The organism is Soonwooa sp., from assembly GCF_030151385.1.
GTDB lineage: Bacteria > Bacteroidota > Bacteroidia > Flavobacteriales > Weeksellaceae > Soonwooa.
Window position 1 is genome coordinate 36,754 of sequence record NZ_JASLDS010000030.1, and the last position, 14,765, is coordinate 51,518.

The following is a 14,765-nucleotide window of genomic DNA, read 5'->3' on the forward strand; positions in this document are numbered from 1 at the left end:
CACAAATATATTTTTTGTGGGTTTTCTAATTATGTTTTAGAATTATTATACTACAAAATCAATCTCCTCTCCAAAAACTTTTACACTATCAAAATCAAAGTATTTAGTTTTAATTAAATCAATTTGCATTTCAAGTGGTAGATATGCAGCCCATTTTGAAAACTCTAACATATCTAAACCTTCATCAAAAGCTAATAGCATTTGAAGTCGTCTATCTATTTCCAGCATGTCGATATTTGCTAAAATACGGGAAAACTCTTCCATTGATAACTCAATATTGTTTACGATAATAGCAGAACTATTATCTTCAATATGGTTATCAATATTTTTCATGCTAAGAAGAAAGGAAATTGTACTATTCACTTTTGTGCTTGAAAATGTGTAGAAAATTTGCGATTTATCCTTTACCAAAACTGGTCGTTGCTGTTTGATATTTTCAATTTTGAAAAAAGAAAACTCTTTTCGTAATTCGGATAAAGCAAATTGACTTTTTTCATCTAAAAAATCATAACCATCTTTTGAAAGAAGAACTACAAACATCTTTTCTCTAATTTTGGCTGCAACATCAGCACTACTTCCGAAAAATAAAGGCTTCTTACCGTCGTTTGCGGGAATGACTTCAATTTTTTTTGATTTAAAATCGATGTCTATTATTTTCCAAATACGTGCTGAGAGAAAGACATTTTCGTTAACAATTAATTGAGAAGATAATGGCAATTCTCCAATTTTATTACCCGAGTTTACAACTTTTAAAAAAGTATCTGTTTTAAAAAGCGAATAAAAATCTTTAGAGTTTACCAAGGGTTCGGCGTCGATACCAAGAATAATTTCGTTTCCGATTTTTTCTAAAAAATTTAAACCAATTAGGTGACTAATTAAAGATAAAATCTCGTCTTTGCTAATCTTTAAAAAAGCTGGATTATTTGAAATTTGTAAATATATCTTCTCAATTTCAATTCCTGAAGAACTTTTAACAATAGATAAAATTTGGTGTAAAAGAACATCATAAGGTTTTTCTGTAATAAAAACTGGTTCTATAAAATGTTCTTGATACAAAAGCCAAGATGCCAAAGATTGTAAAAAACTCCAAGAATCTGTTGAGTAAAGAACCAAATTACTTGATTTCCCTTCTCTTCTTCCGCTTCTTCCAATTCGTTGTATTAATGACGCAATGCTGTGCGTAGCATCAATCTGAACAACTTTATCGACGTTGCCAATATCAATTCCTAATTCTAAAGTAGATGTACAAGAAATAGTGAAATTTTGCTGATTTGTATTTTTCGCAAAAAATTCTACATATTCTCGAGTTTCCTTATCAACTGCCGAATGATGAGAAAAATAATTCTGATGTCCACCAATTTTTTCGGATATTTTTTTTAGCTTCACAGCAACTTCCTCTACTCGTCCTCTTGCGTTTGGAAAGACCAATGCTTTGCAATCTCTTGTCTCCTTATACAAATCTTTTAAAAGATCTAAAGGCAGTTCCGTGGATTGCGAGTCAAAATATCTAAAATCTGCATTGATAGGTTTTGGTGTAATATCTCTAATAATTTTGGTGTTGATTGGATCACCAAAAAAAGTTTTTAATTCTTCATATTGATTAACATCGCTTACCGTTGCAGAAAGTCCTACTACAGATACTTTTTTAGAACTTTTCTGTTGTAATCTGTGAATCAAAGATTGTAATTGTAGTCCTCTATCTGAACCTAAAAAATTATGTATTTCGTCGATAACAACATATTCTAATGAGGAAAAAAGCTGAACAACATTGTAAGGTTTATTACAAAACATTGCCTCAATAGATTCTGGCGTAATGAGAACAATTCCATTAGGATCTTTCAAAAGCCGATCTTTCCCGCTTTTATTTGCCTCGCCATGCCATTTTGTGACCGAAACATCCAAATAATTGCAAAGTTGTTCTACTCGCAAAAATTGGTCATTAATTAAAGCTATTAGTGGTGAAATGTAAAGTACTTTCACTCCAGGTTCTTTAAAATTCACTTTTGATAAAATCGGTAAAAAAGCTGCTTCCGTCTTTCCAGAAGCAGTCCTCGAAATAAGAACATAATTGTTATCCGTAGAAGTAATTCTCTGAATAGCAGTCTCCTGAATCGGTCGAAAACTATCCCAACGCTTATCTCTTATGTACCTTCGGATTGGTTCGGAAAGCATTTCATAGGTCGTCATATTTCTTCGATAGAATCTAAAGCAACAAGGTCATTTGGTCTTTCATCAGAAATCTCGATTTCGCCAAACAATTTTCTTTTATCAATTTCAGGGTTTTGACGAATAATGTTGAGAATATTTAGAAAATCTCTAATCACTTCGCGAGGTGTCAAAAACTCGGAAGCGCCAGGTTTATTAAACATTTCTTCCATAAACGAAGTAATATCTTCATCTGAAACATTTAATTCTGTTTTATAATTCATATCAAAAATGGCTTTCAGTTTCTTCAACAAAACAAAAATCTCGTTATGATTTAAAGGTTTTAATTTAATGACAGGTTGTGCAAAATCCCTTATTTCTAAACTTTCAAATTTATTAGGTTCCAAACGAGATTTTAATGCCTGATAACTGAACAAACCACGTCTTTCATTTTCAAGAAAATCTCCTGTTCCTGCAAAATTCACAAAGAAATTTGAAACTTTCCCTTGGTAGCAGTCGTTGTAAATAGAAAGAATTTTCTCATAATTCTTCTCACGTGCTGCCGAAGTTGTGATTTTATACAAATTAATCGCTTCGTCCAGATTGATCATAAATCCGCTATAGCCCATGCTCACGAACAATTTGCAAAAGTTTTTGAGCATATCGTAATAATTGGCATCGTTAATAATCTCTCGAACACCAAGATCTTGTCGTGCTTCCGTTTTAGTTTTGTACTCGCCTTTCAACCATTTTAGCGCATTTCGGCGAAGATATTCGTCACCTTTGATATAACCTTCGTAATATTTGATAATTACGGAAGCAAAATCGAATCCACCAACTTCTGTAATCTCGTTAACGGTTCTCAAAATTGCGTTTTGAACTAAGGGCAAATACTCATCATTTCTGATATCTGTTAACGCAATATTTTGTTTCTCACTTACCTTTGTGATAACTTGCTCAATCCATTTTTCTAAAAGCGTTGGTAAAGCTCCGCCTTCTGGCTTTGTTTGGATGGCGATATTATCCATAATTGCCGCGTACAACAAAACACTTTTTCCATCATTGGAATATATTCTATTTTCTGGAGTAAAATCTGCATTGGCAACGACAAATTTTTGTTTTAACGCAACCGTATTTAGCAAATGTAGCATAAAGGATTTTCCGCTTCCGAAATCTCCAATCCAAAATTTCGCAAGGCTGTGACCATTTTTAACATCTTCTAAAGAGCTGATAAAAGCGTTAATTTCTTCGGAACGTCCAACAGTAATATGTTGCACACCAATTTTAGGAACAACACCGCTCACAAGCGAATTAACGATGGAAGTTACTTCTTTAGGTTTAATATTGTCAATCATTTAGTAATAGTTTTTTATAATAATCTGGGTAAATAGTGTAATAATCATCATCTTCCTCAATCAAAACATCATCGAGCATTTCGAAACATTTATCATTGATTGCTTCAATGGCAGAATTGAGAAACAAATTTTTAGATTTAATATAATCTTCGAGCTCGTTTTGAAGCATTGAAAAACTAGATTTTTCAAACATTTCCAAAATACTTACTTGAATATTTGATAATTGAAGTTCAGGTTTAAATTTAATTTCTGAAATGGTTTCAACTTCCGGAATTATAAATTCTTCGGTTAACGTTTGTTCTGTTTCAATAATGTCTATTGGTTCTTCGTCATTTAGATATTCCTCTAACAATTCGACTGTTAACGAATCTTGCTTTTGTATATCTGCAATTGCGCTTCTATCAATACTAATTTTCTTTCGCTTCGGTTCAAATATTCTCGGAATGTTTCCAAGTGCTTCTGTTAAATTTCTGTCGTTTATAAAATTCTTAATCAACACGACAAAATTGTCAACTTCATTTTGATTTTTAAATAACTGTTTCTGGGTTAATTTTGGAAATTGTTTATTTTCAAATTTTGTTGAAACAATATCCTTATCCAAATATTTAAAATACAATTCCAAAGCAACTATTTTATCAAAATCTGTGATAAACTTCGCTGCTTCAAAAAAAATGTGACTAACCGATGGATTTTTCTCATTAACAGCAACCAAACGATCGACTTCCCAAGTGAATCCAATAAGGCTTGAATAATGCGTTGTAACATCATCGAACTTTATTTTCCAACGATTGGTATTGGTTTCATTGAGAATTAAATTGGTTCTGGAATCTGCATCCAAAACTTTTGATCTATCATAAAGTAAGAAATCCGGAAGTTTTGACAGGATTTTCTTCTCATAAAGCCTTTCAATATCTGGATGTTTGTAATCTAAATCTGTATTGATTTTTCGTTTTATCGCATAAACTTCTCTAATATTATTTTCACAAAATTTAAGAATTTGATTATAAATTTCGGATTTTATAGAATCTATTGCATAAACGTAGTTGAGGCTTTCTTTCCGATAATTGTATTTATTGTAAATGATGATTTCTGCCATTTCATCAAAAACCGTTGCATAAGCTTTGTTGACTGGTTTACATTTCTCGACAAAAAAATCATAAGCACGAATAAATTCTTTTAAAATCTGTATTCTGCAAAATGGAATTTCATTAAAGACATTATCAGCAAAGTTTAGCTTATTAAGCAATTCAACTTGATTGGAATTTAAACTTAATTTCTTTGAAAATTTTTGACCTAATTTCCAATATTGATTTGAATTAGAACTTTCAAATTCATTCTCATCAAAACGTGGCAACGGCACAACATTTTGTCCCGAAACATCTATTATCGATGAATCATTTATAATTGGAGAAGTAGTAGAATTTTCATTCATACGCAAATAATCTTGTAGAAGTTAAAAATAACAAAAAGCATTTACACCGTTAAATTCAACAATGTAAATGCTTTTGTTTAAAGATATTAATTAAGCTTTTTCAGCCTCGTCCTTGTCGTCATCTTTGTCTGGGAACATAATTGATGCGATTACGGATAGTACCAAAATACCACCAACGATTCCTAAAGACACTGGCGATGGAATATGGAACCATGGTGAAATCAACATTTTTACACCGATAAAACTTAGGATAATTGCCAATCCATAAGGTAATTTGCTAAACATATGAATGAAATTGGATAGCAAGAAATACAATGATCGAAGTCCTAAAATTGCAAAAATATTAGAAGTATAAAGAATAAATGGATCTTTAGAAATTGCAAAAATCGCTGGGATAGAATCCACTGCAAACAATACGTCTGTGAACTCGATAACGGCAACAACGACCAATAGAGGCGTCGCCATTTTAATGCCATTTTGGATTGTGAAGAATTTGTCACCATCATAGTTGTCGGCAACTTTGTAGAATCTTTTAACCAAACGTGCACCTGCAGTTTCGCTGAAATCTTCATCCTCATCATCGTCACCACCGCCCCAAGATTTGATTCCGGCATAGACTAAGAACAACCCGAATAACGTCATCACAACATTAATACGAACTGGCGTTCCGAAGATTACCCATTCTGGCAAATAAGTTAGGTTGATGATTCCGACACCTGCAAAAATGAAGATAGCACGGAATATCAAGGCGCCAATAATTCCCCAAAACAGAACTTTGTGGTGTAAATGTCTCGGAACTTTGAAGAATCCAAATACGAGAATAAAGACAAACAAGTTGTCAACGGAGAGTGCTTTTTCTATCCAATATGCTGCTTGGAATTGCGTAAACTTTTCGATCGCAAGCTCGTGTCCACCTGCATCTTGGTTGAAAACCCAATAGACAACGCCCGAAAATACCATTGCTAATGATATCCAAACAATTGTCCAAATTGTAGCTTCTTTTGACGACACTTCGTGTGCTTTTTTATTGAAAACACCAAGATCCAACATCAACATTACAAGCACGACGACAGCAAATCCTATTATCAAGCCGGGATGTAAATCGATAATACTTTTATCCATTTTTTAAGTTTATTTATTTGTTAAAGTTATATACATTAATCGCCCTCCGTCTTCGTCGGAAAGCATTATTTTTTTCCCATCTGTTAACTCGACCATCGAGTTGATTGGGATCATTTTGTCTTCGGTTATATCCTTCATATTGGGCAAACTTTGGTTAACCAAAACCCATCTATTTTGATAAAATGTAAAATATCCAACAGGCTTTTTATCCGCCGCCGTCAAACTTTCATTACGGATAACTTTTCGGGAAACATGCCATTTGAAAAGATATTGATTGTGATACACCATCAAGCGATGATTTTCGGGTTTCCAAACCCCTTCTTTGAATTTATAATACAAATCCACAACTGGCAAAGTCCCTTGATGTGGCGTTCCACAGAATGGACATTTTGGTTTCGACGTATTATCGAAAACATACCATTTCTCGTTACATTGCGGATTGCTACAAGGTTGGATCAGATCAACTGTTTTTAACAAAGCCGTTTCCCACTCATTTGCAATGGGTCGCAACATTGGATTGTGAAGTCCATCGATAAAAGCTCTTTTGAATAATTCTTCCAAATAGGGGCCAGTCGCCGAATAAGGAATTTTGCTAGGATCGCCCCAGAAAACATCCCACTTTCTTAACTGATCAACTTTTACTCTGTTGATGGTATCTGTAGGACTTTCGATAAAAGTAGCCTTTTCGCCCATGGATAAAACCTCATCTTTTTCGGCATCCAAATCCCAAATTTTACCTCCGCGCAAAGGATGTCTGCGCAAAAGATACATATAGATCAAAACTGCCAAAGCATGCAAATCTGTTTTTTGATTCGGCAAAATTCTATTCGGATCGTTGAGTGGCAAATGTTTGGTTTTTAAAACCTCAGGTGCGATAAAATCTGCTGTACCAATCACTTCTGGCGGAAACAAACCTGGAACCACCAATCCATCGATATCAATAATGGCAGCAGCTTTAGACACTGGATCTACCAAAACATTATTGTACGAAAGATCAGAATGCGCCAATCCCATTTGATGCATTTTTTTGACACCGCGCGAGATATTAATTCCGATTTGGAAATAGCTAAGCCAATCGCCAAGTTCGGTTTTATCCAAAGCTAAAGGATATTGATTATTACGGAAAGACGGCGTTGTAAACCACTTCCCTACTTTTTCGCCACCTTTGATGGTTTCATTGGTAGCATAACCTTTTTGAAAAAAGAATTTTGAATTATAAATCGGAACAACGACACCCGTTTTTCCATCTTTCTCAACTGCATCATACGGCCACCTAAAAATTTCGTCTAAGAAATAATCGGCCGCATTTCCCTTTTTTATATTTTCTAAATAGAGCGAAACAATTTTTTTAATCCTTTCCTTTTGATTAAAATCCAAAGGTTCGCGGAAAAAAGCAACCACATATTGTCGATTTGGCGCAAAATAAACGTCTTTAACACCTCCTCTTTTGGGATTGCCGTCATCTACATATTCGTAGGATTTCGTAGGATCTATAATAGAATTTACTTTTATAACACTCATCCGATTAATATATAATTGCTAAAGTTCTATCATCGTGATTTCCTTTGCTCCAAAAATCCATCCAGTCTGATAATTGCTTATCAACCTCAGCATCGTTGGCAAAATCTACGCGAATTCCGTCTTCATTTTCGCCGTTTAAATCTCTTAAAAAGTTCTTCCAGCTTTCCATATTTTCGAGCTTACTTTCTACGACAAATTTTGGATCGTAAATACCGTCTGTCATTAGGAAAAGTTTAGAAAAATCTTTAAAACAATTGATTCCAAAACGATTAACCATATCTGGTTTACCAAAAATTTCGGGCATGGTGATAAAACGTGTTCCACCTCCAAAATCGCCAACATCGAGGAAGTTGAGCAACTTAACTTCGGTATCATTATTTTGTAAAATATTAATTGGACAATCGCCCACACCAAAGGAAAGTACGACATAACCAAACTCAAATTTCTTTAGCAAAGTAAAAATAAGTGTGGTATGGATATCTTTAAGCGTCGCACCTTCGGAAGTTGCAAAAGCATCCAAATCGGCATTCAGCTTTTTAACCCTTGTATACAAAGAGTTAATGATAAACCTTTTACTATCCAATTTAGAATTTTTGCCTTCGGTTTCAATTGCATTTTCTTCTAAATGATTTTCGGTTTCAGAAGATTCTATATTTGAAGTTACATTTGTTTCAGCATTATTTTCTGCTGAAAAATAATTCTCAACTTCCTTTGACAGCGCAAGCAAAAAAGCTTCGTCCTCTAAACTTTTAACAATATTTTCGGTCGCAAATTTCGAACCTGCGCGCGCCAACTTTGCAGAACCTGCGCCATCTGCAACAGCAACAACACTCCAATGATCAGCTAATTGTTTTACTACAAAATCATCATCGCGAAAACTTCCTTCATGTGCATGAGAACGTCCTCTTTTAGACGCTACAACAATCTTTTTATCTAAAAATTTAGATTTAAAAGTTACATTATCTTCTTTTGGGAAAACTTCATCTTGCGGACTTGGTTTGTTAAGCCATAAATCTTTGGGATCAGCATTCACGATGAAAGGAATCGTCTTAAAATCGATTTCCATGTTTTCGTCATTAGTGCTAAAAAATTCAATTTGAATTTCGATTTGGTTGGCAGTTGTCGGAATCCCAGATATACAAACGGTTTCAGGATTAAATTCTAAACCGACTTGATCCAAATTTTTAACATCCGTGATTTTAATGGCGGGAAATATGCTGGTATCAAAGCAAAAATTGTATTCCTTTTTGACATTCGCATTTGGAATGGACAATTGCGCTTCGATAAATTCTTCCTTTTCTTTATACATATTAAAAATTTGGAGTATTTGAAGTTTTAAATCTAAAATCGACTTCGAAATTTCGTTAACTTTTACGTTCTCACTTAATTTTGAAATCGTAGCATTGACGACTTTAGAACTTTCAATATTATTTTCTTTTAGGATTTCATTTAAAATTTTCTCCATATTTTAGCCTAAAGTTCTGTTAATATCAAAACCGCCTTCGGACATTCCGTAATAACCTGTATTTCCGCACCACGGACAAGTCGCAGGACCATCGCCACTTATGCAATGGATGCCGCCACATTGACAAGTTGCCAACGCATAATTGTTGCCACAAGATGGACAACTTGGATTTCCGTAAAGCTCGTCACTAAAGATTTTGTTGGCATTAACCGCGCCATCAGAATATTCTCGGTACGCATTTTCGTCGATTTTGTAAGCGCCATCTATTTTGTAAACGCGAGTACTAAAACCGGGAATACTTGATTCATGCGTGGTTTTCTTAAATTTCAACAAATACAATTTGTCATTAGAAGAACATTTTCCGCTAAGCACCACAAAATTATTATCGGGCAAAGAATGATTTTTGGACAAATCAATTTTCTCAATAACGTCTGGATCGGACTTGCTAAGATTAATTCCCTCAACATTAGTATTGTTGATGTTCTCGCTCGTCGCTTTGATAGACGCTGTAATCCATTTGAAAAACTCTTTGTAAGCGTTGGAATCTGTATTGTTAAACAACAAAACTTGGTCAGATATTTTTCCTAAAAGATTATAGTTGGTATTATCACCAATTGAAATCACAATCAAATTGCATTTGCTGCGGTAACTGGCGTTCCAACGGTCGATCGCTTGATCGGTATTATCCGTCGGAATACCATCTGTAAATAAAAATACAATTGGCTTCCAATCTCCTTTTCTTTCGTAGGTTGTCTTTACAAGGTCTCTATCGAAAGAATTCATTAATTCTTCCAAACCTTTAGACAAAGACGTTCCACTTCCAATTGGGATTTTTGGTGGATAAAATGTTATAACATCTTGCAAAGGCGTTATGACTTTGCTTTTTCCCGCAAAACCAATAATCGAAATCCAAACCGTTTCCAACGCATACGGATCGGTTTTTAACTCTTTGATAATTGTTGCAATTCCATCCTGAACTTGCTCTATAGGCTCTCCCACCATTGACTCGGAAACGTCAATAAGGAAATAAATAGGTAGTCTTCTCATAGCTTAGTGTTTTATACAATAATGTTGAGTTCTGTCGGCGGTGGCGGAAGCGTCATAGACTCGCCCGTTCCTTGTGACTTCCCTCCCATCTCAATGGACGAACTTACCCACTGAAAAAATGTCGTTAAAGTTGTGGCATCCGTTGTATCCAGCTTTACCACATTATCCGTAAGATCTTGTAAGAAGTTAACTTCGGCTTTTGGTCCCGCAGCACAACCTACAATAACGCCAAAATCCAAAGATTTGATTTTAGGAATTACCTCTCTGTATTTTTGTAAATCGGATGGTTTGCCATCGGTGAAAACAAACAACAAAGGCTTCCAATCTCCCTTTCTTTCGGTAGATCCTTTGATAACTTCTTTATTCACAAGATTATAAACCATTTCTAAAGCTTCGCCTGTGTGCGTCGGTCCGCTATCGGGACATTTGATTTCCACAGGATGAAAACTCGCCAAATCCGTCAACGGAATAAGATTCTTGACTTCTCTATCAAAAGTAATGACACTAATGTGCAAAGAGTCCATCGCTTGTGGATCCGATCGTAACATGCTAATCAATCCATTGAAACCGTTATTAAGCGCAACAATGGGTTCACCTCGCATTGATCCCGAAGTGTCCAGCAGGAAATATGCTAATAATCTTCTGTTCATAATTTATGATACTATTACCAATTCCGATGGTGGTGGTGGAAGTTGATCCAAGCCTGATAACTCAATTCCCGTTTCTTCAACTTTGGTTGATGTTGTCGAAATGGACGCTGTTACCCATTGGAAAAATTTAGAAATACTTTCGGAATCTGCATTGTCCAATCTAACCACCGAGTTGGTAATCTGTTTTAGGATTTTGTCATCAGCGCCTGATCCTGCTGCACATCCAACGATAAGACCTTTATTCACTTGCTTTAATTTGTTAAATCCAAGCTGCCAGTCGTCGGTCGGAATTCCGTCTGTCATGATAAACGTCAAAGGTTTCCAATCGCCTTTTTGTTCGGTCGTTGTTTTTGTGATTTCAGTTTCCATTCTGTCGGCTAACAAAGACAACGCAGCGCCCATCGACGTTGTACTTTGCGCTTTGATATCCACCATTTGGAACGATGCCAAATCTGTTAATGGAACAATTTGTTTTGCTTCGTTATCAAATGTAATGATACTAACATACGCCGTCTCGATCGCTTGTGGATTTTGACGAAGAGAATGCAACATCATTTGTACACCATTTTTCACAGCTTCGATAGGCTCGCCAGTCATAGAACCAGATGTATCTAACAAAAGATATACAGGTAATCTTCTCATAGTATCTAAGCTTTATTTGTAATTTTCTAAAATCCTTTGGATGGTTTGTACGAAGATTTTGTCATCAGCAGGTTCTCCAATAGCATCGAATTTCCATTCGCCGTTTCTTCTGTATAATTTACCCAAGATAAGCGCACCTTTGCCTCTATAACTAGCATCAGTAACAATATCGTAGTTGGAATGTACACTGTTTACCTTTGTCGGCGTTCCTTCATACATTCTAATTTTAGCAAATGGAATTTGTGCAAAATCAAAATTTTGACCTTCATTAAGATAAATATTTAGAAAGAAAAAGATTTTATCAACATCTGGACTTACTTTGTTAAGATCCACCGAAATAATTTCGTTGTCAAGACCATCGTCGCCACCAACATCACCTTGTCTGTCATCACCACTGTGACGAAGTCCACCGTCTTTAGAAGTCAACTTCCCTAACGGAATATTATTTTGAGACAACCAAGCATTGTAATCTGGAGAATACAACCAATCGATTAAATCGCCATTTGCATTAAGCATGATGCAGCTAAGATCCAAATCCACATCTTCCACAACTTTTTTGGAACCGAAGCCTAAAAAGCCTGATTTTACTGTTTCAATTGCACCCCAGTTAACACCAACACAAAAGTTAGTTAATGCTTCGCCTGTACTTTTTCTTAAGTCAATCTTTTGACCTTTTTGTAAACTAATCGCCATCGTAAATTGTATTTTTCAGTTAAGTAATTTTATAAGTAGTTTTGTTTTACTGTTTCCACAGTTTCTTGTAATTTTCTGTCGCGTGTAGGTTCGCCAATCGCATTGAATTTCCACTCGCCGTTTCTCTTGTAAAAGATTCCCATAACCATAGAAACGTGTCCAGCGAAATTATCGCCTTTAGCAATATTGTAAGTTGCAAAAACTTCTGAAACTCTTGTTGGTGTTCCTTCGTAGATTCTGATAGAAGCAAATGGTATCGTTCCAAAATCCTGACCTTTGTAGCTATTCAGTACAAAAGCAACATGACTAACATTCGGGTTTAGTTTTGACAAATCCAAGGTAATTACTTCATTGTCCAAACCATCATCACCAGACATATCACCAGTCAAATCGTCGCCACTATGTCTAACAGCACCATCTTTAGATTTCAATTGTCCGAAGTATACTACGTCCAACTCATTTTTGCCATCGTCGTACAAAATACAACTTGCATCTAAGTCAACCGCTTCTTTTTTGGTACCAAAAAATCCTTTCTTCTCGATTGCGCCCCAGTTAACGCCAACACAAACATTATGTAAAGTGCTTCCGTTGTCTTTCTGAAGATTTATTCTTTGTCCTTTTTGTAAGTTAATTGCCATATTATTCTATTTTGTTATTTAGGTTTAAATTTAACATCGAGTTGAGAATACTCATCTCCTCATCTACATTGATTACTTGATTAATCATTTCTTGCTTTTCCAGCGTTTCGCGGTACTTTTTCAGCAGATCAATAATATCGTCCGGAAGCTCCGTTTTTATGGATTCTACTTTTCCTTCCAGTTCTTTGTTTCTATTCAAAAGATCGTCGATAATGTTTTTATTATTCGACACATTGGGAGAAGTATCCAACAGCTTTTCGATATCAGAAGCTAAAAAATAAAACTCGTTGGTTTGAAGATTCCAAATAAAGTCTTCTTCGGTGCCAACGATTTTGTACAATTCGAACATTTGATTGTCGACATTATATCCACAAACAAAGCGAACTTTGAAGTTGGTAGCATTTAGTTTACCAACCAGTTTGCGCTCCATAACGACATTTTCGTACTCGTAATATTTGGTATCGGGAAGACTTAACAAAAATTCAATCTTTGAAGTTTTCCGATAATATTCCATCGCGTAATCGTTGGACAAACCGCGGATAGAATTGATTTTCAGCTCGACTCTTTTATCCGTCAAATTATAATAAAATGCCCTTAAATAATCTGACATAAGGGCATTTTGGTATTTTTTGTCTAATGCAAAATTCTTTACATTGGCGTTAGCAGCAGCATAACTTTCTATGTAATCTTCGTTTGCATCAATTTCTTTATAAATCGCAAGAATATTAGCCTCTTTTTGTTTTTTGATTTTTTCCAGCAAAACAATCAAACTATCGGTGTATTGTAGATGAAATAATTCGAGTTTATTGATATCCAAACCGTTGGGCGAATTGGTGTCAAAATAAGACTGAATCAGTTCAGTTTTAATAATGATATTGATAAGATCTGCTTTATCAAAAAATTTACTGAGAAGCTTTAGTTTTTGTAATCTTTTTTTACTGTTTTTTAATATCTCGTTATCTTGCTCCAATTGTTAATTAAGAATTTTGAATTTGCTTTTTCAAAGTATCTTCAAGGTTTTTCAGCTCAACATCCAATTGTTGTCTGCTTTGTGCTCCTTGTTGTTGGATTTGTTTAACCTCGTTCAATGTATTGATAAGCGTACTTGTTGTGTCTCTCAAAGTGTCGATTGATACAATTGTTTGCTCGTTAGCTTTGGCAACATCGATGGTATTCTGTTGCAGTCTTTGTGCATTCTTTCTCAAGATTTCTTCTGTTGTGGAAGACACTTTTTTCTGAACATCAATATTTTGTTGTTGTCTGTACATCGCCACTGCCAAGGTCAACTGGTTCTTCCAAACTGGAAGTGTTGTCGTAAGAATCGTTTGCGCCTTTTCTGCAATAGAAACATTGTTATTTTGGATTAAACGAATTTGTGGTAACGATTGCAAAATGATAAATCTTACCACTTTAAGATCCGCCAATCTTCTGTCTAACCTGTTAACGAAATCTCTTTTATCCGAAATTTGATAATCCTGATAATTTGCTGGATTGGTTTCCATCTGCGCCAACTCTTCGCTCGCTTTTTGTTGTCTAATCGTTCCCGCAATAATGTAATCTTCAATCTTCTTTACTGATTCGATATTGCTTGTAAAAATCGTCTGAAGAACGGCATTATCTTTAGTAGAAGTGATAATCCCAGCATTTACTTTGTTGGAAATATCAGAAATATTGTTGACAATTTTGTCATACTTCACAAACATCGTTTCTACCGAAGTCACCATATTTTTAAGGAAAGGAATCTTCTTTAAAAAATTCTTTACCGAATTGCCTTCCAACTCATCAACATCAACGTAGTTAAGCTCTACCAAAAGTTTGTTGATTAAATCACCAACTTCGCCTGAGTTAGATTTTCTTACATTATTTAAAAAAGAATCACTTTGATTAGCCAAAGAGTTCTGCAACTCCGAACCGAAATTAATAATCGAATTTGGGTTTTGCTCGTCGATAGAATTTGCCATTCCATCGTACTTTTGCACATCTAACGTGTTAATCTGCGCAAGATCTACATTACCATTTTTATCAATGGCTGCATTTACAATTTCTCCTTCCATG

Annotated in this window: 13 protein-coding genes; all 13 read right to left on the reverse strand. The window is 35.0% G+C overall.

From position 1 onward, the window contains the following. Positions 1-45 precede the first annotated feature (45 nt). The 13 genes from Q1V95_RS05010 to Q1V95_RS05070 all read right to left on the reverse strand — a co-directional run bounded on the left by Q1V95_RS05010 (position 46) and on the right by Q1V95_RS05070 (position 14,764). Positions 46-2,187, reverse strand: a complete 2,142-nt coding sequence (locus tag Q1V95_RS05010; RefSeq protein WP_300671064.1) for a DEAD/DEAH box helicase — start codon at positions 2,185-2,187, stop codon at positions 46-48. Continuing rightward, positions 2,184-3,500 (reverse strand): ATP-binding protein, encoded by a 1,317-nt coding sequence (locus Q1V95_RS05015; RefSeq protein ID WP_300671067.1) that lies wholly within the window; start codon positions 3,498-3,500, stop codon positions 2,184-2,186. Before Q1V95_RS05015 ends, Q1V95_RS05010 begins: the two co-directional genes overlap by 4 nt. Then, positions 3,493-4,932: a tellurite resistance TerB C-terminal domain-containing protein gene (locus Q1V95_RS05020; protein WP_300671069.1), complete on the reverse strand. Its 1,440-nt coding sequence runs from the start codon at positions 4,930-4,932 to the stop codon at positions 3,493-3,495. The genes Q1V95_RS05015 and Q1V95_RS05020 overlap by 8 nt, the downstream gene beginning before the upstream one ends. Before the next feature lie 90 nt (positions 4,933-5,022). After that, the gene (locus Q1V95_RS05025; RefSeq protein ID WP_300671072.1) at positions 5,023-6,054 is read right to left on the reverse strand and encodes a TerC/Alx family metal homeostasis membrane protein; all 1,032 of its coding nucleotides are present in this window, start codon (positions 6,052-6,054) and stop codon (positions 5,023-5,025) included. Positions 6,055-6,063: 9 nt separating this feature from the next. After that, positions 6,064-7,575: a kinase gene (locus Q1V95_RS05030; RefSeq protein ID WP_300671075.1), complete on the reverse strand. Its 1,512-nt coding sequence runs from the start codon at positions 7,573-7,575 to the stop codon at positions 6,064-6,066. A 4-nt stretch (positions 7,576-7,579) separates the two neighbouring features. Further along, entirely contained in the window at positions 7,580-9,040 is a 1,461-nt protein-coding gene (locus tag Q1V95_RS05035) for a protein phosphatase 2C domain-containing protein (RefSeq protein ID WP_300671078.1), read from the reverse strand. 3 nt (positions 9,041-9,043) lie between these two features. Further along, positions 9,044-10,087 carry a TerY-C metal binding domain-containing protein gene (locus tag Q1V95_RS05040; protein WP_300671081.1) on the reverse strand — a complete coding sequence of 348 codons (1,044 nt, stop codon included), beginning with the start codon at positions 10,085-10,087 and terminating at the stop codon, positions 9,044-9,046. Between the two features lie 11 nt (positions 10,088-10,098). After that, a complete protein-coding gene (locus Q1V95_RS05045) occupies positions 10,099-10,737 on the reverse strand; it encodes a VWA domain-containing protein (protein WP_300671084.1) in 639 nt (212 codons plus the stop codon). A gap of 3 nt (positions 10,738-10,740) precedes the next feature. Continuing rightward, the gene (locus tag Q1V95_RS05050) at positions 10,741-11,379 is read right to left on the reverse strand and encodes a VWA domain-containing protein (protein WP_300671086.1); all 639 of its coding nucleotides are present in this window, start codon (positions 11,377-11,379) and stop codon (positions 10,741-10,743) included. A 12-nt stretch (positions 11,380-11,391) separates the two neighbouring features. Next, complete coding sequence (locus Q1V95_RS05055; RefSeq protein WP_300671089.1) at positions 11,392-12,072, reverse strand: TerD family protein; 681 nt, start codon at positions 12,070-12,072, stop codon at positions 11,392-11,394. A gap of 29 nt (positions 12,073-12,101) precedes the next feature. Further along, entirely contained in the window at positions 12,102-12,710 is a 609-nt protein-coding gene (locus tag Q1V95_RS05060; protein ID WP_300671092.1) for a TerD family protein, read from the reverse strand. 1 nt (position 12,711) lies between these two features. Beyond that, positions 12,712-13,680: a hypothetical protein gene (locus Q1V95_RS05065; protein WP_300671094.1), complete on the reverse strand. Its 969-nt coding sequence runs from the start codon at positions 13,678-13,680 to the stop codon at positions 12,712-12,714. 7 nt (positions 13,681-13,687) lie between these two features. Continuing rightward, on the reverse strand, positions 13,688-14,764 hold the full coding sequence (locus Q1V95_RS05070) for a toxic anion resistance protein (RefSeq protein ID WP_300671097.1): 1,077 nt from the start codon (positions 14,762-14,764) through the stop codon (positions 13,688-13,690). Between the last annotated feature and the right edge of the window lies 1 nt (position 14,765).

What these genes read in the sequence shown, in the direction of transcription:
- Q1V95_RS05010 (WP_300671064.1), bottom strand. Translation starts at nt 2,187, where the DNA reads ATGACGACCTATGAAATGCTTTCCGAACCAATCCGAAGGTACATAAGA.
- Q1V95_RS05015 (WP_300671067.1), bottom strand. Translation starts at nt 3,500, where the DNA reads ATGATTGACAATATTAAACCTAAAGAAGTAACTTCCATCGTTAATTCG.
- Q1V95_RS05020 (WP_300671069.1), bottom strand. Translation starts at nt 4,932, where the DNA reads ATGAATGAAAATTCTACTACTTCTCCAATTATAAATGATTCATCGATA.
- Q1V95_RS05025 (WP_300671072.1), bottom strand. Translation starts at nt 6,054, where the DNA reads ATGGATAAAAGTATTATCGATTTACATCCCGGCTTGATAATAGGATTT.
- Q1V95_RS05030 (WP_300671075.1), bottom strand. Translation starts at nt 7,575, where the DNA reads ATGAGTGTTATAAAAGTAAATTCTATTATAGATCCTACGAAATCCTAC.
- Q1V95_RS05035 (WP_300671078.1), bottom strand. Translation starts at nt 9,040, where the DNA reads ATGGAGAAAATTTTAAATGAAATCCTAAAAGAAAATAATATTGAAAGT.
- Q1V95_RS05040 (WP_300671081.1), bottom strand. Translation starts at nt 10,087, where the DNA reads ATGAGAAGACTACCTATTTATTTCCTTATTGACGTTTCCGAGTCAATG.
- Q1V95_RS05045 (WP_300671084.1), bottom strand. Translation starts at nt 10,737, where the DNA reads ATGAACAGAAGATTATTAGCATATTTCCTGCTGGACACTTCGGGATCA.
- Q1V95_RS05050 (WP_300671086.1), bottom strand. Translation starts at nt 11,379, where the DNA reads ATGAGAAGATTACCTGTATATCTTTTGTTAGATACATCTGGTTCTATG.
- Q1V95_RS05055 (WP_300671089.1), bottom strand. Translation starts at nt 12,072, where the DNA reads ATGGCGATTAGTTTACAAAAAGGTCAAAAGATTGACTTAAGAAAAAGT.
- Q1V95_RS05060 (WP_300671092.1), bottom strand. Translation starts at nt 12,710, where the DNA reads ATGGCAATTAACTTACAAAAAGGACAAAGAATAAATCTTCAGAAAGAC.
- Q1V95_RS05070 (WP_300671097.1), bottom strand. Translation starts at nt 14,764, where the DNA reads ATGGAAGGAGAAATTGTAAATGCAGCCATTGATAAAAATGGTAATGTA.